General features: G+C 49.1%; 15 protein-coding genes. 4 read left to right on the forward strand and 11 right to left on the reverse strand.

Annotated elements, in window-relative coordinates:
- Position 1 precedes the first annotated feature (1 nt).
- Positions 2 to 1,015 (reverse strand): hypothetical protein, encoded by a 1,014-nt coding sequence (locus ACO1NU_RS17540; RefSeq protein ID WP_448819795.1) that lies wholly within the window; start codon positions 1,013 to 1,015, stop codon positions 2 to 4.
- A gap of 93 nt (positions 1,016 to 1,108) precedes the next feature.
- Between ACO1NU_RS17540 and ACO1NU_RS17545 the strand changes: the two genes are divergently transcribed.
- Positions 1,109 to 1,684, forward strand: coding sequence for a thymidine kinase (locus ACO1NU_RS17545; protein WP_448819796.1), 576 nt, complete (start codon positions 1,109 to 1,111; stop codon positions 1,682 to 1,684).
- On the opposite strand, the gene ACO1NU_RS17550 is transcribed toward ACO1NU_RS17545, so the two are convergent.
- The 3 genes from ACO1NU_RS17550 to ACO1NU_RS17560 form a co-directional block, all read right to left on the reverse strand.
- Positions 1,685 to 4,456: a S8 family serine peptidase gene (locus ACO1NU_RS17550; RefSeq protein ID WP_448819797.1), complete on the reverse strand. Its 2,772-nt coding sequence runs from the start codon at positions 4,454 to 4,456 to the stop codon at positions 1,685 to 1,687.
- An 85-nt stretch (positions 4,457 to 4,541) separates the two neighbouring features.
- Positions 4,542 to 5,951 carry a D-alanyl-D-alanine carboxypeptidase/D-alanyl-D-alanine endopeptidase gene (gene dacB / locus ACO1NU_RS17555; protein ID WP_448819798.1) on the reverse strand — a complete coding sequence of 470 codons (1,410 nt, stop codon included), beginning with the start codon at positions 5,949 to 5,951 and terminating at the stop codon, positions 4,542 to 4,544.
- Positions 5,952 to 6,114: 163 nt separating this feature from the next.
- Positions 6,115 to 7,110, reverse strand: coding sequence for an aspartate-semialdehyde dehydrogenase (locus ACO1NU_RS17560; RefSeq protein ID WP_448819799.1), 996 nt, complete (start codon positions 7,108 to 7,110; stop codon positions 6,115 to 6,117).
- Between the two features lie 48 nt (positions 7,111 to 7,158).
- Here ACO1NU_RS17560 and ACO1NU_RS17565 point away from each other — a divergent pair, with 48 nt between their 5' ends.
- The 3 genes from ACO1NU_RS17565 (at position 7,159) to ACO1NU_RS17575 (ending at position 10,882) form a co-directional block, all read left to right on the forward strand.
- Positions 7,159 to 8,736: a lamin tail domain-containing protein gene (locus ACO1NU_RS17565; protein WP_448819800.1), complete on the forward strand. Its 1,578-nt coding sequence runs from the start codon at positions 7,159 to 7,161 to the stop codon at positions 8,734 to 8,736.
- A 128-nt stretch (positions 8,737 to 8,864) separates the two neighbouring features.
- Positions 8,865 to 9,590 carry a YebC/PmpR family DNA-binding transcriptional regulator gene (locus ACO1NU_RS17570; RefSeq protein WP_448819801.1) on the forward strand — a complete coding sequence of 242 codons (726 nt, stop codon included), beginning with the start codon at positions 8,865 to 8,867 and terminating at the stop codon, positions 9,588 to 9,590.
- Positions 9,591 to 9,604: 14 nt separating this feature from the next.
- The gene (locus tag ACO1NU_RS17575; RefSeq protein WP_448819802.1) at positions 9,605 to 10,882 is read left to right on the forward strand and encodes a hypothetical protein; all 1,278 of its coding nucleotides are present in this window, start codon (positions 9,605 to 9,607) and stop codon (positions 10,880 to 10,882) included.
- A gap of 13 nt (positions 10,883 to 10,895) precedes the next feature.
- On the opposite strand, the gene ACO1NU_RS17580 is transcribed toward ACO1NU_RS17575, so the two are convergent.
- The 7 genes from ACO1NU_RS17580 to ACO1NU_RS17610 all read right to left on the reverse strand — a co-directional run bounded on the left by ACO1NU_RS17580 (position 10,896) and on the right by ACO1NU_RS17610 (position 21,319).
- Positions 10,896 to 11,690 (reverse strand): carboxylesterase family protein, encoded by a 795-nt coding sequence (locus ACO1NU_RS17580; protein ID WP_448819803.1) that lies wholly within the window; start codon positions 11,688 to 11,690, stop codon positions 10,896 to 10,898.
- A 58-nt stretch (positions 11,691 to 11,748) separates the two neighbouring features.
- Entirely contained in the window at positions 11,749 to 14,031 is a 2,283-nt protein-coding gene (gene bglX, locus ACO1NU_RS17585; protein ID WP_448819804.1) for a beta-glucosidase BglX, read from the reverse strand.
- A gap of 23 nt (positions 14,032 to 14,054) precedes the next feature.
- Positions 14,055 to 15,803, reverse strand: coding sequence for a family 43 glycosylhydrolase (locus ACO1NU_RS17590; protein WP_448819805.1), 1,749 nt, complete (start codon positions 15,801 to 15,803; stop codon positions 14,055 to 14,057).
- Position 15,804: 1 nt separating this feature from the next.
- Positions 15,805 to 17,163, reverse strand: coding sequence for a glucoamylase family protein (locus tag ACO1NU_RS17595; RefSeq protein WP_448819806.1), 1,359 nt, complete (start codon positions 17,161 to 17,163; stop codon positions 15,805 to 15,807).
- A gap of 12 nt (positions 17,164 to 17,175) precedes the next feature.
- Complete coding sequence (locus tag ACO1NU_RS17600; protein ID WP_448819807.1) at positions 17,176 to 18,840, reverse strand: glucoamylase family protein; 1,665 nt, start codon at positions 18,838 to 18,840, stop codon at positions 17,176 to 17,178.
- Between the two features lie 12 nt (positions 18,841 to 18,852).
- Complete coding sequence (locus ACO1NU_RS17605; RefSeq protein WP_448819808.1) at positions 18,853 to 19,671, reverse strand: LamG domain-containing protein; 819 nt, start codon at positions 19,669 to 19,671, stop codon at positions 18,853 to 18,855.
- 106 nt (positions 19,672 to 19,777) lie between these two features.
- A complete protein-coding gene (locus ACO1NU_RS17610; protein ID WP_448819809.1) occupies positions 19,778 to 21,319 on the reverse strand; it encodes a RagB/SusD family nutrient uptake outer membrane protein in 1,542 nt (513 codons plus the stop codon).

Below are 21,319 nucleotides of genomic sequence, written 5' to 3' on the forward strand. Positions count from 1 at the left end.
ATCAGATTACAAAACGTCTGCGAAGCACCTCATAGAACTTATCTACCGTGCCTTGCTTAGCCGCCCAGTTATTCTTTGCCGCATAATTCGACTTCAGGAAGTTATCTGCAGATTCAAACGTATCGAAACGGTTGAGGATCTCCATTGCCTCACTGTATGCCAGGCTATAGCCGTTAAACAGGTCTTTTATGAACAAGAGCTTGTCGTTTAAGCTCACTCCCGACTTCAGGTCTGCAATAGGAGGCTGCTTGTATGAGCTGCCCGGGCTTTGCTGTGCCTTCTGAGCAGAGATCATATCATTGATGCTTTGCACTCTGGGTTGCTGGGTTGGCGCAGGTTCCGGACTCGCCGGCGGAGTTACGGGAACAGATGGGTAGGTGCGTTCCGGCTCAGGAGCTTTGAACGATACAGGCTCCGGTGTTCTTACAGGCTCGGGAGCTTTCTCCGGTTCGGCAGCTCTGACAGGTTCCTGTAGTTTCACAGGTTCAGGCATTCTGACCGGCTCAGGTGCTGGAGGTACTTGCGTCGCATGTACAGGTTCAGGCACGGGAACAGACATGGGTTCAGGTCTGGCGGTCTGCACGTCGGTAAGGAGACCCGGTACAGGTCCCTGGGCTGCAGGAACACTTTCCTGCTGCTTGCCATAAGGCTCGGTTACCTGACTCCTGTGTGTAACCTCCGGTGAGGGCTGTTCCTCTTCCTGCTTTTTTTCTACCACTGTATTAAGCAATGTTTCGAGCGAAACTTCATCTGCGGGCTTTTCCTGAAAAGATGATTCTGTATAATCTTCTTTTGCGGCAATCCTATCAGCTTCTGCAGTTTCAGCAGATCGCTTCTTTGCATTCAGCTTTCTGAGTACCCGGAGGTTCTCAGCCAGGAAGTCGGCGTTAGCAGACAAAAGCTCTAGTTCCAGATCATTCAGATCCTGAGGATTTTCTTCGATATACTGGTATTGTTCAGTCAGCTCTGATAGGATATTACCCGCTTTTTTGAATATTTCTGCTTTATTAATCATGGCTAATAGACAAATTTAGATATTGTTTTGTTGGTAACTAGGTTCTCAAAAGTACCATTAAATTCTGATATTAGCCGCTCTGAAAAGCGGGATATGTTGTTTAGTGAGTTCCATTTCCGGTCTAAAAACGAGCGTAACGGCAGTATCGAAGTGATCTGCGGCTCGATGTTCTCGGGTAAAACTGAAGAACTTATACGTCGTCTCAGACGTGCTAAAATCGCGAAGCTAAACATCGAAATATTCAAGCCTGCAACGGAAATCCGCTACCATGAAACCGAAGTTGTTTCACATGATTCCACTTCCATTGCCTCTACTCCCGTAGAGCATTCTTCAGCTATTCTGCTGTTTGGCTCCAATACCGACGTGGTGGGAATAGATGAAGCGCAGTTCTTTGATGAGGGCCTAACGGATGTATGTATCACGCTGGCGAACCGTGGAATACGGGTGATCATTGCCGGCCTGGATATGGATTTCCAGGGTAAGCCTTTTGGGCCGATGCCTTCTCTGATGGCTATTGCGGAAGATGTGACGAAGGTACATGCCATTTGTGCGCAATGTGGGGCTCCTGCATCCTACTCTTACCGTACAGTGAACAATGACGAGACTTTCTTCCTTGGAGAGAAAGAAAGTTATGAACCCCGCTGCCGCAGTTGCTTCATCAAGAAATAGCTATTTCAAAATACTGACCTTGTGTGTATAACTTTTACCCTTAAGCTTTAACTGCAGGATATAGATACCCGCTTGCAGTGACGACATATTGAAGTACAGAGTATGCCTGCCACTGAAATACGACTGATCCTGAAGCAACGTCTTTACTTTTTGACCCATCATGTTAAAAAGCGCCAGGCTGATGTATTCATCGCCGGGAAGATTGATGACAACTGCCATATTACTGTTGCTGGCCGGCACAACGGGATTGGGATAGGTGGAGAGGATCTCAGTGCCCTCGGGATATTCATTGATGAGATTGAATTCAGACTGCGCCTCCTGGGCGGATATACGAAGTTCATCCAGGCTGGAGGCTCCTATATATGCAAAAGCCACCTTAACAGCGCCATTTGCCGGGATGGTACAGGGACCATATGCCGATACAAATGCAACGTCATCACCGGAAGAGGGTGTGCCAATACCGGCCGACTGCAGCCCTGAAGACAGGGTCTGAAACTTTTCGGCTGTCGTGAAATTATCGTCGCCAAGCATTCCGCTGTTCGTTGAGAGCGGATAGTAGTTCGGCGGGGCGGTGCTGCTCAGGAGCTTAACACCTGCAAAGGGCATGGCGGCCATGGTGGACGCGACGTAGGCCAGCTTACCGGTAGCATCGTAAGCAGTGTAGTTGGAGCTGCCACCATTGATATCCCAGTCGGTGAACATACCAATATAAGCTCCTCTGATATCCGTATTGTTCCTGTTGATTACTTCGTACTCTGCAATGATATAGTTGTCCTTCTTTGAGTCCAGACTGGCAGTAACGGTATGTTTCACGTCGACGAGCGCACCCTCGCTCCTGCCACTGTCATCGAAACTGGATTCAGCTACCAGGTTGGCGGCGTCTGACCGGTCGGAAACAGCATTATTCTTCACGAAGTGCTGATCGGAACTTCCGCCGCTGGAACGTGCATTGTTGGAAACGGAGACTGCCGAATAACCGATCATCAGTGAGGATTCATACAGCATCTGCTGATTCAGATAACGAAATCCCAGTCCGCTTGTCTGCCCGGGAGATGCATACCCTATCTTTCCGATACTGGTAGCGGTGGTCTGCAAGTCGCCGGTGATGATATTCATATAATCGCGGGCGACAACTAGTGTAAATGTTTCATAGTCCTGATATCTACCCTCATTTGCCTTGAAGTTGAGGCTGAACTCGACAGGGGTATTATCAGGCGTTCCAGCCTTGATGCTGAACTCAAACGCCCCGATACCCTTCTGTTCTTCCAGGGTACCCAATGAGCCTGCCTGCTGCGTTGCTTCTGTGACCACGATGTTCGGGTTGTCGGTCTGCAGGGTAACCTCTATATCATCTGCTGGCAGCAGGTAATTACGCAGGTTGACGTAAACCTTCACCTTAGCCCCCGTGCGGAAGGCGCCATTGCCAGGATCTTCAAAGTGAATGGCGGTGGTTCGCAGGGCGGGTGCAGATTGTGTGAGTGCCCGAAAGACATTGAGCCTTCCTTTTCCCATCTTGTTGGTGTAGGCAGGATTGAGATTATCTATGTTATCAGCAGTGACGCGCAGAAGCTCGCCTATCTGGGCCATGCTAAGCTCAGGGTAGTAAGCCTTGAGCAATGCGGCGGCGCTTGCTACGATGGGTGCGGACATGGAAGTTCCCGACTTGACGCCATAGCTGCCGTTATAGGTCGTGCTGAAGATGGAGCTTCCTGGTGCGCTGATGGAAACATAGCCACCGAAGTTAGAAGAGCTGGACCTGGTATCATTGTCCATCACGTTCGCTACTGCCAATACTCCTTTGTACCCCGCCGGATAATCGGGTATATCGGTACCCTGGTTGCCTGCGGCTGCAATGACGAGGCAGTCTTTGCTGATGGCATAGTTGATCACGTCTTCACCGAAAAGGCTGCGTGCACTTGTTCCCCATGAACAGTTGATGATCCTGGCACCCTGGTCTACAGCATAGCGAATGCCTTCGTAGCCATTGTAGATATCGCCGGGAGAATCGTCTGCTGCTACTTTCACGATAAGCAAGGAGGCATTGCCTGCTATGCTGGCTATTCCTTTTCCGTTGTTCGTTACTGCGGAAGCCAGGCCGCTCACGTGTACACCATGATCACTCGCGGCGTTCTTGACGTTGGGGTCGTCGTCGGGCGTAATATTGAAGGGGGATGAACCGATCAGGTCTTTGCCGCCGACGATATTGCCTGTCAGATCTTCATGATCAAGATCTGATCCTGTATCGACGATCCCTATCAATACACCCGGAGCGTTGCGGATGATGTCCCAGGCGAGAGGTGCGGATACCTGATTGAGGTAGCTTTGTCGCGGACCGTAGTAAGGATCATTGGGAATAACCCTGGTATGATGGATATAAGCAGGCTCTGCATACTCGACGTTCTTCATGGAGCGAAGCTCATTGACCACGGCAGACACAGAGGCTCCTCCCGTATAGCGGAGTTCATATATGCGGTCGAGGTCTGTAGGGGCGGACTTAGCAGTGCTGCTGATGCGTGCAGCAGGCATGACCTTCGGGAACTTGGATGTCAGGCTGCGGACCTTCGCTGTCTTCAGGATGAGCTCGGGCTGCACAGACTGTGTCTTTGCCGAAGGGCTTGCAGCTTCCCTGAATTTTACGATCACAGTGTTCGGCAGGAAAGCGGCCCTGTCTGCTTCCTTACCGGCGAAGGCCGGGTCGCCATAGAAGTTAGTTTGTGCGTATGAAGCTTGGTAAAGTCCAAGAAAAATAACGAGAAGCAGCAGTCTGTTCATCCAGCGAAATTGTTGAACGAATATAGCAGAGTTCAGAATAAAAAGAGCAGGTCTGCTGAACTTCCGTATCTCCTGTGCTTCAAGCTTATTTAAGCGTATCCAGTACCCTGAACATCTTCTGCTTGATGGCCGAAGAGCTTCCCTTATAGTTGTTGGTGATAAAGGAAAAAACCAGGGACGTACCCGAAGAGCTCTTTTGATATCCGGTATAGGCCAGCACGTTCCGGATGCTTCCGCTTTTCATTTTCATGTTATTGTAAAGAGGAAGGCTTTCATAAAACTGCGGAAACCACGATTCCCCTTTAGCAGAAAGAAGTATCCTGGACATGGCGAGGGTGGTCACCCTGTTTTCTGGAGAAAGTCCACTGCCGTCAAGGATGGCGATGGCGTTCTTGTCGATGCCGAGCTTCTTATTCCAGTAGGAAACAAGCGTGGCTGTTGCATCATCGAACGAGCCGGTTTTGCCGTTGGCAATTGCCGCAGCTTTCAGCAGATTCTCTGCATAGAGGTTGATGCTTTTCTGGTTAAGCCAATAGACAATTTTAGAAATATCGGGACTCTGATACTGGTCGATGATCTTCGGCATTTCTTTAGGAGCATTCTTCTCCAGACTGGTCTTTCTTAGGGTAGTCGCTACTCCGCTGACGGAGATCCCGCCAGCATTGAGTTTATTGCGGAGTTCATGCGCGAGGAAGATTGCAGGGTCAGGCATGGAGACCTTAATCGGTTTCTTCAGGTCGATGCCATACGTACCACGGAGATAGATGATGTCGCTGAATGGAGCAGAATACGCATATACGTTATCACCAGTCCCCGCGCTCCCTGTAGTGATTTCATTGACAATGCGGAGTCCGGGTATCTGAGGCTCCACACTTTTAAGGGCGGCAGCCTCACCGGCACGGCTACCCGGCACAAAGTTTAATGCTATTTCATTTTCGCGCCAGGTCATCGCGGTAGAGCCGGCTCCGTAATAGTTGCCGATGTCGCCCCAGACCCAGCCATCAGGTAAGGTCTGCGTACCGAACAAGAGGTCATCGGCCAGGATATGACCTTCTATTTTGTTGATGCCTGCTCTTTTCGCTGCTTCCAGCCACCGGGCAAGCAGAATCTCTGGCTTGGTTTCATTGTAGCGGCTGCTGCCCAGGGAGGGGTCGCCGCTTCCTTTGATGATGAGATCACCCTTCAGCACCCCGCCCTGCAGTGTACCGGTATATCCCAAGAGGGTCTCCCATCTGTAGCCTGCCTTCAGAAAACTATAGCCTGTAATGCTGGTCATTGTCTTCAAGGTAGAAGCAGGTGCCAGTCCCGTCGACTCATTTTTAGAGAACACTACTTCGCCCGTTTCAGCATTAAGCACCGTGAGCGAGCTGATTCCGTATTGAAGCTGTGAATCACGTTCAAACCGAAGATAGGCATCAGCAATCTTGTTTTGGAGGGATTGCGCGGACAGGACTTGCGACAGGAGCAGCAGAAAAGGGAGAATAATACGTCTCATAGAGTTTTAAGCAGGGTTTTCGAATGTGAGTAATCGTGTTTAAGCATCTATAGAGATACTGATATACGAGGTAAATTGTTCGTGGAGAGATGCATCTTGCGGAATTTCAGGGCACAAAAAAGGCGATGCTTGATTACATCGCCTTTAAAACTTTTTATGCAAACTATGCCGGAAGCAGGCCTTGCTTCAGCAAGTACTCTGCAATCTGCACGGCGTTGGTGGCAGCACCCTTACGCAGGTTGTCTGCAACTACCCAAAGGTTCAAGGAATTGTCCTGAGACTCATCCCTGCGGATACGACCAACGAGCACTTCGTCTTTCTCGTGAGCATCTTTCGGCATCGGATATACCAGGTTAGCCGGATCATCCACTACCAGTACACCTTCCTGTTGTTCAAGCAGGGAACGAACCTCTGCAAGATCGAAGTCGTTTTCAAACTCCAGGTTCAATGATTCAGAGTGACCACCCATAACCGGGATACGCACAGTAGTTGCCGTAACACGGATGGACTCATCTCCCATGATCTTCTTGGTTTCGAGGATCATTTTCATTTCTTCCTTGGTATAGCCGTTATCCTGGAAAACATCTATCTGAGGAATAACGTTTAGATCAATAGGGTGTGGATAAGCCATTGGCCCTTCTATTCCTTGTCTCTCGTTCATTAACTGGTCTACAGCTTTCACACCTGTACCGGTTACTGACTGATAGGTCGATACCACGACTCTCTTGATTTTATATTTCTCATGCAGTGGCTTTAATACAACCACCATCTGAATGGTAGAACAATTGGGATTGGCAATGATTTTGTCTTCTGCGGTAAGCACGTTTGCGTTTACCTCGGGAACCACCAGCTTTTTAGTAGGGTCCATGCGCCAGGCCGAAGAATTATCAATAACTACAATGCCTGCTTCTGCGAAACGCGGAGCCTGTTCCTGCGAGGTGCTTCCTCCTGCGGAGAACAGCGCTACATCAGGTTTCATTGCAATTGCTTCATCCACTGTTACCACCTTATACTTCTTACCCTTAAATTCAAGTTCCTTACCAGCACTCTTGGCTGAAGCAACGGGAATTAATTCGGTAACCGGGAAATTGCGCTCTGCTAATACTTTTAACATCACTGATCCGACAAGACCAGTAGCGCCTACAACTGCAACTTTCATCTGTTTTTTGGTATAAATTTTTGTTACATAATTATTACTCCCTCAAATATGAAAAAATGTTTACTGCTTTTCACTTTTTTTTACTGCAATTTTGCTATAGCTCAGCTGAAAGAGGGTTTTAACGACGGGAACGTTACAAGCGCGCCCGCCTGGACGGGCGATCTTACTGGCTTTCAGGTAAACTCATCAGGCAGGCTGCAATCTGTGAAAAGCGATACTGCGGGTAGCAAATATCTGTCGACCGCTGTCTCTCTTCCGGCGGAATGCAGCTGGGAGTTCAGCCTGGAACTCGGCTTTTCTGCCACGTCGTCCAATTTTGTACGTATCTACCTTGTTTCTGATCAGGCGAATCTTCAAAGCCCGCTGAACGGGTATTTTGTGCGGATCGGCGAGAATGGAACGAAAGACTCCTATGAGCTTTACAGACAGTCGGGGAAAACAGCCGAACTAATCATCGAAGGGCTGGCTGGACGAGCTGCAGGCTCGTCTGTTCATACGCGAATCCTGGTGAACCGTAAGGCAGATGGAACCTGGCAGCTGTATAGCAAGAATAGGGCGGAGCTGGCCTTCACGCTGGAGGGAGAAACGAAGGAAGAGGCTACACAGGCTTCCTCTTACTGGTTTGGCTTTCAGTGTGTTTATACGAAGTCGCATGCTGCACAGTTCTATTTTGATGACATTGAGATCGGGGGACTTAAGGATCCGGACCTTGCTCCCGGTCATGGAGCGCCGGCCGACAGTTCCGCCACGCCGGGGAATGACGAAACACCGGCAGCGACAGCGATTGGCAAAGAAGAGATCATCATCAATGAGTTGCTCTTTAACCCTCGCGGGAGTGGCGCCGATTTTGTAGAGATCTACAACCGCTCGCAGAAGATCTTCAATTTGAAAGGTTTGTCGGTAGCCACGATGAAACGGGATTCGCTCTCCTCGCTGAAGCGGATTAGCGGGGTGGATGTCTATCTCTATCCGGAAAGCTATATGGCCCTGAGTACCGACGTGGCCAATATTAAAAGTGAATATGATACACCCGATGAAGATGCGCTCCTGCAGGTGCAGGCCCTACCCGCGTTCAGCAATGACAAGGGCGTCGTAGTTTTGGTGGCAGACAGCACGGTGATCGACCGTTTCGACTATTCAGAATCGATGCATACGCCCCTCATCAAAGAGGCTGACGGGGTATCCCTGGAGCGCTCCAGTTTTGACCGGCCAGCCAACGAACCGGGAAACTTCTGTTCAGCAGCAGGGTCAGCAGGATACGCCACTCCGGGATACCGCAACTCTCAGCTGAGAGAGGCGGTGCCGACGACTGAAGCAATCACCCTTGCATCAAAGACTTTCTCGCCGGACGGTGACGGCTTTGAAGACCAACTGGTCATCCATTATACCAATACAGAACCGGGCATCCTCGCCAACGTCGCAGCATATAACCGCAACGGGACGCTCACCCGGAATATCTGCAGAAACGTTACGCTCGGCACAGCAGGAGAACTGACCTGGGATGGAGCAGATGAGAACGGCCGGAAAGCTCCCGTTGGAGTGTATATCATATTCGTGGAATTGACGGGTCTGAATGGAAAGACCACACGCTACAGGAAAGCTTGCGTTCTGGCTGCGCGTTTTTAATTTTTTAATGGTATATGTCAGGATAATAGCGGCGGAAGTAGAGTCTTTTCTGTCATATTTTGTAAGTTTGGAATTCGTTTTCTGAAAAAGAAAACCTAAAAAACAAGTTAAAATAACTGTACTGATATATGGGAAGAGCATTCGAGTTCCGTAAAGAAAGAAAATTTAAGCGCTGGGCGAAAATGGCCGTTCAGTTTACGCGTCTGGGTAAGGAAATTGTGATGGCTGTAAAGGCGGGTGGACCGCTGATTGAGACAAACTCACGCTTGCGTACAGCTGTGCAGAATGCCAAGGCGGTAAACATGCCGAAGGATCGTATCGAAGCTGCGATCAAAAGAGCTTCGAGCAAGGATGAGAGCAACTATGAAGAGATCGTATATGAAGGATACGCGCCTCATGGGGTAGCCATTCTGGTGGAAACTGCAACCGACAATACCAATCGTACGGTCGCGAATGTGCGTAGCTACTTTAATAAAACCAATGGAACGCTGGGTAAGACAGGGTCCCTGGATTTCATTTTCAACAGGAAGTCAGTGTTCAAATTCGACCCTGCGAACCATGATCTTGAGGAACTTGAATTTGAGTTAATCGATGCGGGGCTTGAGGATCTCTTCGTTGAAGCGGATGAAGAAGGAAACGACGTTGCGGTATTGCATACTCCTTTCGAAGATTTCGGAAAGATGCAGCGTGCACTGGAAGAAAAGGGCATTGAAGTGAAGAGCGCGAAGCTTGAGCGTGTTGCTCTTTCTTTTGCTGAGGTGACGGAAGAACAGGCTGCAGATGTCATGAAACTGATTGACAAACTTGAGGAAGATGATGATGTTCAGGCTGTATACCATAACATGGCCGAATAATTAAGACTATCGAAATGACTTTTGAAGAATTTTTTAATAAAAAGAGGATCAATGTGGAGCTGATGAAAAATGCAGACCCTGCACTGTATTCTGAATTCAAAAGTCATTTCGAGCTCATGGGTGAAAAGAGCTTCGATCATACTAAGAAGTTCTGGTTTAACAAGCTAAGGCATCTGTATCACCTGGCAGAGCCAGTTAAAAAGGCGGTAACACAGGTGGAAACGCAGATTGCTTCGCAAGCGGAACAACTCAGTTCACCCACCATAGAGCAACATGCAGCGGTGGCTCAGCCGGGCATTGAGCAGGCTGCCAAAACGCCTGCTGCTCCTAAACCTGCATTCAGACCACGGAACATTCCTGCTGCTGCTAAACCTGCTAATGAGGAGCAACCGGAAGCTGATGTACCGGCTGAAAAGCCTGCGGTGAGTAAACCTGCCTTCAGACCGCGGAACATTCCTGCTGCTGCTAAACCTGCTAATGAGGAGCAATCGGAAGCTGATGTACCAAGCGAAAAGCCAGCGGTAAGTAAACCTGCCTTCAAGCCACGAAACATAAAACCGGTATCTTCAGAGCCGTCCGATGATGCAAAAACCACAGCCAGCCTTCCCGGTCAGGACCTGCCATCAGGCGCCTCTCAGGGAAACGCTGCTAACACACCTCGTCCCGCTTACAAACCGCGCTTTAATTCGGCAAAGGTAACAGCGAAACCCGAAGACACGGCGAACGTTGAAGTGGCTGCCGAAAGCAAGGAGCCAAAAGTTGAGAGCCCATCCCCTGTATCGGGCGCGAAGGAGAACAGCGACGAGACCCTACCTGCAGAGCAAGCAAAACCGGCTTACAAACCGCGCTTTAATGCGGCAAAGGTAACAGCGAAGTCCGACGATACGACAAAGGACGAAGTGGCTGCTGAAAGCAAGGAGCCAAAAGTTGAGAGCCCCTCCTCTGTATCGGGCGCGAAGGAGAACAGTGACGAGACCCTACCTGCAGAACAAGCAAAACCTGCCTATAAACCGCGTTTCAATGCTAAAAACTTAATTCCTAAAGCTCCGGAAGAAAGCCCTGCGATACCAGCCCAAGAGTCAGCAACAACAGCTGAACCACATATGGATCTCTCTGCCCATACTGAGCCAGGCAGCAGCTTAAACCCGGCAGCACCTGCTGCTGAGAACCCGACGGATCCCGCCAACTCATCTGAAGCAAGTGCCTCACCTGATAATACATCCGAAGAGGAGAGTCCAAAACCTGCATACAAGCCCAGGTTTAATATGAGAAATATCAAACCTAAAGAATAGCCTACTATCTCGTTCATTCTGGCGCCGTAATCCGCTTTTTAGAAAATAACCAAGGTAACAGATCAGGCTCTGCGAACGCAGGGTCCCAGCTGTTATGATTGGCATCGGGATAAAGGCTGAATCTGACATCTGCACCACGCTCTTTTAGTTTTTCAGCTACCCTTTCTGAAAACTCAGGCGACACAATATCATCTTTCCCTCCATGGAATATCCATAGTGGCACGTCTTCATACTTTTTTACATTACGTACATGGTCGCCTCCACAGATAGCAAAGACTCCGGCAAATAGACCCTGCTTCCTGCGAAGCAGTTCGAAAGTTCCCATACCTCCCATCGAGAGTCCTCCTGCATAAACCTGAGTGGAGTCTATAAAGGGCTTCTCCATTATCCGGTCCACCAGTCCCACTAAGAGTCGCATCGCCTTCGTCGGCTTGCCCTTCTTTCGGAACGAGAAGCTACGCTTCCCCGCCGTATCGCTTCTGATCTTGACGTTAGACCAATAGCTATCGGCGGGACATTGAGGAGCTATAACGACACATGGAGACTGCGACTTGATGTTGGGCTTCAGAAAGAGGGTACCTCCATTCTTAAGCTGATCTTCGTTGTTGCTTCCACTCTCCCCTCTGCCATGAAGGAAAAATATGACCGGATACTTCCTTGAACTATCAAAGTTTTCAGGGAAAAGTATCCGGTAAGGCAGGGTGTCACCCTTTGCAATAAAGCTGCTCCGCTCATAACGGCTATAATCCTGAGCCCTGAGCCATAAAGAACTTATGCAAAAGGAAAAGATGATAAGACTCCGTTTCATATACGCTCTTTAAGGTATTTCGACTCAGAATATTTTCTTTTGAGGATACAGGAATACGCTATTGAAGCTTGAAATTAACTTCTTTGGCATCACGACTGTTAGTTCCGATAAACAGCTTGAAGTCGCCCGGTTCGGCAGCGAACTTGAGCTCCGAGTTATAGAACTTCAGCATTTCCTCGTCAATTCGGAAGGACACCTCTCTAGACTCTCCGGGCTTCAAGGATATTTTCTGAAAGCCTTTAAGTTCCTTAACAGGTCGTGTGATACTACCTACCATGTCGCGGATATACAGTTGCACCACTTCCTTACCTTCGCGGGAACCGCTATTGGTAACAGACACGCTGGCCGTAATAGCCTGTCCTGATCTCAGAAGACTATCACTCAGACGAATGTTTCCATAGGAGAACTGGGTATAACTCAGCCCATATCCGAATGGATAAAGAGGATCGTTTGATACATCTAGATAGTTTGAACGGAATTTCTGAAACCATTTACCGTCTTCCAACGGTCTGCCGGTGTTCTTGTGATTGTAGAAAATAGGCACTTGCCCAACGTTTTGTGGAAAAGTCATGGTTAACTTACCTGATGGATTCACATTGCCAAACAACACATCTGCAATTGCATCCCCTGCTTCAGAACCACCGAACCACACATTGAGGATCGCAGGTACTTGCTCAGATTCCCATTTCAGCGCAAGTGGTCTGCCTGTAAACAATACCAGCACAACAGGCTTCCCGGTTTTCAGCAACTCGGCAAGAAGATCTTTCTGAACCTGAGGGATGCCTATGTCTGTTCGACTGGAGCTCTCTCCACTCATTTCAGCCGACTCACCCAGTGCCGCGACTATGACGTCTGATTGTCTCGCAATCTCCAGCGCTTCATTACGGATGACCTCTGCACTGCGACTATCACGCCGCAGACCTTTACCAAACATGGTAGAACGCTCTTCAAGGGCACTATCTTCAGTGAGGTTGGACCCCTTCGCATAAAGAATACGACTTTGTTTACCCACGCTGGCTTTCAACGCACTCAGCACCGATACCGACTTCCCGAAATCAGCCGCTACACTCCAGGTGCCCGTCATGTTTTCCGTAGCATCTGCCAGGGGGCCTACCAGCGCTATAGTACCGCTTTTCTTTAGCGGCAACGTATTCCTGTCGTTTTTCAACAAAACAAAGCTCTGTGCTGCAGTTGAGCGGGCTTCTTTTCTGAACGCTGGAGTGAAGATCTCCCGTTTGGCCCTCTTAGGATCACAGTAGCGGTACGGATCGCTAAACAGGCCCAGTTTATACTTAGCCTCCAGAACACGTCTGCATGCCATATCTATCTCCTGCTGAGTGACCTTCCCCTCATTAAGAGACTGCTTCAGGGTAGTAAGAAAACCCTCGCCTACCATATCCATATCCACCCCCGCTTTCAGGGCCAGGGCAGATACCGTACGCAGATCGCCCAGGCCGTGATCAACCATCTCATTAATCGCCGTATAATCCGTTACCACCATGCCATTAAATCCCCATTGGTTACGCAGAACTTCGGTCATCAGCCATTTATTGGCACTTGCAGGAATGCCATCTACCTCATTGAAAGAAGTCATTACAGTCCCGACGCCAGCCTCAATCGCGGCTTTATAGGGGAGAAAATATTCATTATACATTCTCAGATGACTCATGTCGGTTGTATTATAATCACGCCCCGACTCTGCCGCACCGTACAGAGCGAAATGCTTTACGCAGGCAAGGATGGTGTTATTCCTGGAAAGGTCGTCGCCCTGGTACCCTTTCACCATGGCTCTGGCTATCTCTGCACCGAGGTAAGGATCTTCTCCTGAACCCTCGGATGCACGGCCCCAGCGAGCATCTCTCGAAATATCAACCATTGGAGAAAAGGTCCAGTTGATCCCGTCGGCACTTGCTTCAACAGCGGCAATTCTGGCACTGCGCTCAATGAGTGGCATATCCCAGGTGCATGAAAGCCCCAGAGGAATGGGGAACACGGTTTGGTACCCATGGATCACATCCATCCCAAATATCAGGGGAATCTTCAAGCGGCTTTTTTCCACCGCGATCTTTTGCACATCCCTGATCTTGGCGACGGACTTGATGTTGAACAATCCGCCGACTTTCCCTTCAGCTATTTTACGTGCGATGTCCGAGCTGGATGCCTGACCGGTTGTGATATCACCGGAACTGGGCAGGTTCAGCTGTCCCAACTTCTCCTCAACGGTCATCCGTTGCATCAGGCTGTTAATGAATTGATCCATTTTGCCGTCTCGGTTTGTTTGTGCCATTACGCACGACACGCTAAGTGTTAAGAAAAATAAAAGTGCTTTGTAAATCTTCATAATTAAATGATTAAGCTGTATGACTACTTGACTTTAACAACGGCAGACCGTTTTGATATGCCGTTCTCATTAAACGCTTCAATGCTGAAATAGTAGGCCTGATCAGCACCCAAACTCTTCATATTCAAATAATTCTCACCGTAAACCATCCACGAATTATACAACTTATCGGGGGCTATTCCCCAGAAAACGTTGTACCCCTGTGCATTTGCCTGCTTCCTCCAGCTGAGTATTGCGTCCCGCCGGTCTGCCTGCCGCTTAACGACAAACTCCTTTACTTCCACCGGATTTTTCCCTTGTCCCAGGCCAAAAATACGCAGCCCTGAAATGGCCAGGTTAGGTGTCGGTACGTGAATATTCCTGTAGCGGATATAGCGAACCTTCACCGCTTCGCCGAGCTCAACATAGTCATTAGGCACATCCCTGAAACTGGCCGAGCGGTCAACCAGGGTATTCCAGTTCCGGCGGTCTGTGGAGCCCTCAATCACATAGCGATGGTAGAGCCCCGCTACGCGTCCATAAAGATCCGATTTGAAGTCATGATAGTTGAGCTGCACTGCATGCACTGTGGATGGCTTCTCCAGGTCGATCTCCAGCCATTGGCTGGAATCGTTCTTAGCGGCCACCCAGAAGGTCTTGATATTTTCGTCAACAACATTCTCTGCCTTGTAACCTGCAAGAGTGGAAGAAGCGCGGATTGGCTTGTCGAGCGACAGCAGCATCCAGCCCCTGAACGCCCCTTTTTTACCGGCAACTGATGGGGCGTAATGCGGATAATCCCCGAAACTGGTATTCGAATACATCAGTCCGTCTTTGTCAAAAAATGCCGGGAACATGCAGAGCCGCCTCTCCCAGTTCACGTTGACTGAAAGTGCCATAGAAGCGAAGTGCCAATAGGTGTTATCGGGGCCGAATACTGTGCTTCCATGACCTGCCCCATTGGCAAAGCCTCCTGGTTTGTAGAACACCGGGTTATTGGGTGCGTACTTATAGGGACCGAGAGGAGAATCGCTCATATATACCCCATCGCCGTAAACGTTGAACTCGGTGCCGGGAGCAGCATATTGCATGTAATATTTATTCTTGTACTTCGTCAGCCAGGCCCCCTCCATATATCCCTTCAGAACCGTATCAGAGTGATTCTCTCCAAAGCGCTCCCAGCCATGTTTTTCACCGTCAAGTTTAAAAAGCTCCACGATCTTTTCATCAGCAACGAAACGGTTATTCCGGTCCAGCTTTCTCCCTCTCAAGGGGTAGGTATTTGACGAACCCCAGAACATATAGGCCTGCCCGTCATCATCAATGAACAGATCCGGATCCTGTAAGTCGTTCAGGATGTTCGGCACCGCTTTCCAGTCTCCTTTCTTCGGATTATCTGTATACAGGATGCTCATGGATCCTGATGGATCACCAGCAACATACAGAACCGAATCTTTATAGTTGTGAGCAGCAGGAGCATTTGAACCCTGAAAGTACCATTTTTCAGGGGTGATGAATGTCCAGTTCGTTAGATCTACGGAGTGCCAGTACCCCATCGAGCGGGTCACAAACATATAATACTCTCCCCTGAACTTCACTACCGCCGGATCAGCTCCTGAACGATAGGAGATATTCCTGCTGGCATCATAAACCATATAGGTGTAATCAATATTCAAGGGATTGCAATATGTGCTCTGCATCTGCTGTCCATAAAGCTTCCCCGCAGATCCCGCCGTGAGAAAACAAACAAGACAAGTGCAGACCTTTAATACTGTCATTAAATCTTTTATCATACTACTGCTTTAAATGCGGACTTGAGAAGCCCAGTTTCTTCAAACCACGCTGAACATCATCATTCTTCATGAATAATTTCCAGAGCAAGCCTGACCGCCCGTTTTCAATCATCACCACTTCGGGACCCTGGTCGATCGCCAGATAACGCTGCGGATACCAATGATCCGTTTCACTATATGCATCATAAAAGCCATATTTCCCCCAAAGCTTGTTGCCGAGATCGTCATACAAATGGCGGATCACCATCATCGAATATTCAGGGGTATAGGGATAAGACGAAATAGCAGCAGTCGGCGATATGACACCAAGATCCTCCCCAGGCCTATGTCCCGCATAACCATCAACCGAGTAACTGGCCGTTAAGCCCCAGGCTTTTTCACCGTAACCTTTATATCCTTTGGGATTCGCTATTGCATAAGCCCGGTTGATCAGAGTATGATTCTGATTTAAAAGCCAGTAGTCGGCATACTGGTCCTTAAGCCCTTTTGGATCAAGCCCCAGGTACGAATAATGAGCCCAGAACAGGGGCCCAACACTTCCCGGTGATCCATTGTGCCCTAGTATAACCTTATACCCATATTGTTCAGCATCAGACCGGATAGCACCATTTTTTGCCCATCCTTGATGATATACTTCAGCAGGAACGCCATGGGTAGGCGAGGCTGCTGCCAACACATACATCACGAGGCATTCGTTATATCCGGATACCGGAAAATTCATCTCCCAACCATATTGCGGACTCCAGTGCCAGTATAGCACATTCTGACCTCCACGCCTGTACCAGCTCCAGTCGACAGCTTTCCATAAACTATCCGCCTGATCAGCTACTTTCTTTTCATCATCACTCCCATTCCTGAAGTACTCACTCACACAGATCAGCCCCTGAGCCATGAAAGCCGTTTCAACGAGATCACCCCCGTCATCCTTCTTACTGAAGGCTTTCACTTTTCCTGTTTTGCCATAAAGCCAGTGCGGCCAGGCACCGTGAAAACGATCAGCCTGATCAAGGAAATTCATGATCTTCGAGAGGCGCTCCACACCCTCCTTTCTCGTGATAAACTTCCGTTCTATACCAACCAGAATTGCCATAATACCGAAGCCGCCACCACCTACAGTGACTACATCCTGATCATTCTGCGGATAATCGCCATCGATGTGGATCCGCTCTCTTGCCATTCCCGAATGAGGCTCAGCACCTTCCCAGAAATAGTCGAAGGTCCTTCTCTGAACGAGGGTTAACAAGGAGTCATCGCTGACCGAATCCTTTGTTGATACTGCAGACTCCGCTTTTTTATTCCTTCCACAGGAACTGGCGCTTAGTATAAGCAGAATAACGCAAATGGTATATAAGTTCTTCATGTTATCCATTGGTTAGATATGCGGACTGGTAAATCCTAAAGACCGGAGACCAGTCTTTACCTCAGGGCAGCTCATAAACAGATCCCATAACAATCCACTTCGGTGGTTTTCAATCATAATAATTATCGGTCCCTGATCTATCGCCAGAAACGAGTTGGCGAACCAGGGTTCGTATAAGGAGAACGCATCTATGAAGCCGTATTCCTTCCAGAGCCTGTCGCCAAGCTTATAGTAAAAGAACTTCAATGCGTTCATCGACTGTTCAGGGGTATAGGGGAATGATGACAAGGCCGCGGTAGGCGAGATCACTCCATTATCGTTATTGGGTTCGTGAGCCAGATAGCCGTTGATATCATCACTGGCCGTCAATCCCCAGCAATCCAGGCTATACCCAAAGAAGCCTTTCGGGTTTGCCACACAATAGCGATAATTGATCATAGCATGCGCCCTGTTCTGCACACCGTAATCTGCATAGGCATCTTTCAGGCCCTTGGGATTAAGCCCAAGAAAGGAATAATGGGAAAAGAACAAAGGCCCTCCATTGGGCTGACCGAGCGGGAGCACAATATCCTGATACTTGTTCCCATTGACCATCTTTCCACTGCCTGCCCATCCCTTATCATATACCGACTTTGGAATAGCGTGGGAAGGTGATGATGCAGCAAGAACATAGGTAATCAGTGCTTCGTTCCAACCTTGAACAGGCAGGTTCATATCCCATTTATAATCGGGGCTCCAGTGCCAGTATAAAACATCCTCCTTATCCTTCCTGAACCAGTCCCACTCCACCTCTTTCCACAAGGTATTGATATCATTCCGGAGTGCCGCTTCTGCGGCATCACTGCCGTCGAAATACTGACGGGCAGTAAGCAGTCCCTGAAAGAGCAACGATGTCTCCACCAGATCAGCTCCGTTATCCTTACTGCTGAACGGCTGCACCACTCCGGTACTGCCATTCATCCAGTGTGGAAATGCTCCATGGAAACGCTGTGCTTTGTTCTTCAGAAAACCTACTATGCGCTGCATCCTGGCAAGACCTTCCTGACGGGTGATAAAGTTCCTGTGGATGCCCACTACGATAGTCATGATACCGAACCCTGATCCGCCTGAAGTCACCGTCTCTCCCGATGTGTTCCGTTCCCTCGCAAGACCACTCACAGGGTGTGCAAAATCCCAGAAGTACTTAAAGGTCTGCCGTTGAACCAGGCTTAGCAGTTCATCATCCGATATCCTCGGGAATTTATCAGTCGAGTCCAAACGTGTTTTCAGGCTCAAGGTGATGCGCTCATCCAGGGTCTGTCCGGAGGCTCCCTGAAGTCCCTCGCCAACGATCAACTTGTAGCCTTCCAGTGAAGGGAGGGCGGAAGCAGGTCTGATCACCATGGAACGATTCTCATCCTCAAACGTGAGCGTAAACGGCACGCCCTTTCCCGACTCTTCATTAAAAAGAACCTCCCTCTGTGCAGACAAAGTCTCAATCGGGGAGGAAAAAACAAGCTTCATGGACGGCCGGGAGCTCACCTCCGTATAGCTTAGGGTGCTATCCTTTACGCTGTCCACCTGAGCGGATACAAGTGCAAAACGCTCAGAAGCTGGAACAGACTCTTCCCGTTTATCTTTTTTGCACGAAAAAAGAATAAAGGGGATAAGCAAAAACACCAGCTTTATTGACCTCATCTCTCTCTCTGATTATCTTCCCTGTCTTTCTAACTGATATAATGCGGATACTTCCTGGCTGTTGAGAGCCCTTTTATAGATGCGCATCTCATCCAACATGCCGGTATAATTCAGCATCCAGGGCTCCAAACCACCGTAAGGAGCACCCAGGTGGTTCTGAAAACCGCCGATGATGAACTTAGCGGCATTTTTAAAAGCCAGAGGCCCCAGAGGTGCATCTCCTACACCACTTTTACGATCTGCAGCACTTCCGATATCTACTGCCTGACCGTTCGCATACATGGCTGCTTTCGACGTCTGCTCATCATAGGTATAGGTCACATGCCTCCAGGCACCATACATATTATCAGGTCTGCTTGCATCAGGTGGGTCTACCCAGTTCTCTGCATTCGGAATCGCAGGGTTTACACTCTTTTGGAAATGCAGCTTCAGTTGCATCCGGTTATTCGAAGAAGTATTACCTTCCACGATCACAAAGAAGTTGCTCCAAAACGCTCCATCAGCTCTGCTGAGTGCGTATATACCCTGGGCTCCACCACTATGTTTAGCTGTATTGATCCAGAACGATACCGTAAAGCTGGTCAGGCCTGCTAGTGTTCCCGGGTTATCATAAGAGATGAAAGCATTCGCCGAGCCTTTGTAAGCCTTGCCTTTTCTTCCATCCACAAAGGTGGCATCCCCGTTAATACGTTCTCCCGTGACGTTCCCCTTCTGATCTTTGGCATCGCCGTCAAAGCTCCAGTAGGAGACCAGGTCAGATGGAGCAATCTCTTCAGATCCCTTCCACTCCCCGATGGAAGGAGCCTCTCCTGTCACGAAATCATCATCCATATCTGGCTCTGTACAGGAGGTAAAACAGGTTACTAACACAGTTATCAACATAACCGGCGCTAGTGATTGATATCTAAGTTTCATATTGAAATTCAATTAGTATACATTAATATCCAGGGTTCTGAGTCAGCCTTCCGCCACTTAGATCTCGCTGAGCCTGTGGTATAGGGAACAGCTCATGTTTACCGTCAACGAAAGGCTTGCCTTTTGACCGCAATACGGTACCCGCCCTGCCTTGTCTCACCAGGTCAAAGAAACGATCCTGTTCCATTGCCAGCTCCACCCTGCGTTCTTTCCAGATGTTTTCAATTGTGCCCGGCACCGCTGCCAATCCTGCACGGTTACGCACCAGTGTCAGCTTCGCTTGAGCCTCTCCCCCATTCCCCAGGTTTGCCTGCGCCTCCGCATACATCAGCAGCACATCTGCATAGCGCATCAAACGAATGTTCTTGGGCTTGTTGTCCTTGTTATTGCTGACCTGAGGAGACTCAAGAAGTGGACTATGATAAGCCTTGTAGTTGTAGCGTTCATTTTCTACAGAGTCCTGAGTAGGTATCCGGAAGCCGTCCCACAATACTGTTCCTCTGTTTGCCGGATCTCCGCCAGCGCGGGGAACCACCGTAGGATTAATAAAAATGATAGTGGCTGCTCTCCGCTCATCATCAGGTTCGTATGCATTTGCCAGATCTGCACTCGGCGTGTTGATACCAAATCCGAGGTCATTCCATCCCCCTCTTGAACGGGGGCCCTGACCATTGCTATAAAGCGGACTCACTGCATTCTCTCCAAGGTTAATACCTGTTTGCACTTCAAAGATGGATTCAATATTATTGTTGCCACCCTCGTTATTAGCAGGCTTCTCTCTAAAGATCAAAGCATAATCCTGTACCAGCCCATATTGACCGGAGTTAATCACGGCTGTGGTGTTTTCAAGAACCTTCGGCCAGTCTTTGCGATACATATAGACCTTCGCCAGGTAGCTTTGAGCAGCTCCCTTAGAGGCACGACCCACTACGGTATTGCCCTTCAAAGGAAGATTGTCTGCAGCAAACTGAAGATCTTCCAGAATCACCTGATAAACTTGATCCGCGGAAGCACGGGTCTGAAACTCGTCGTTGTTTCCTTCTGATGGATCAGGCACACGGGTCAACAGCGGTACGCCGCCAAAGGTCCTCACCAGATTGAAATAGTACAAGCCCCGGAGAAAACGCACCTCGCCAAGTAAACGGTTCTTTACGCTCTCATCAAAGGTGCTTTGATTCAAAATGTCGATGGCTCTGTTTACGCGCGCAATGGCAGTATAATGCCCTGTCCAGATATTATTCAGGATGGAGTTATTGGGAGTGACAGAGAAATTATCGAGCTCCCCACCTTCAGCAAAATCGGAGGGCGAACTTCCCTTGTCGGAATCATCCGAGGCGATATCATTTAAGCATTCAAATAAGAAGCCTACGGTAGTCCTCCCGAAACCGCCAAAGTAGAGGGTATTGTAAACACCTCCCACCAGCTGTTCAGCGGCGTTAGGGTCACGTAAGGCCTGCTCTTCGACCAGCTGCCCCTGGGGGTTTACATCCAAAAAGTCCTTGCTGCATCCAGACAGTACCAGCAGCGCTGCCGTGATGAGTACAATGTATTTATGCGTTGTCAT

Source organism: Arcticibacter sp., assembly GCF_053551015.1.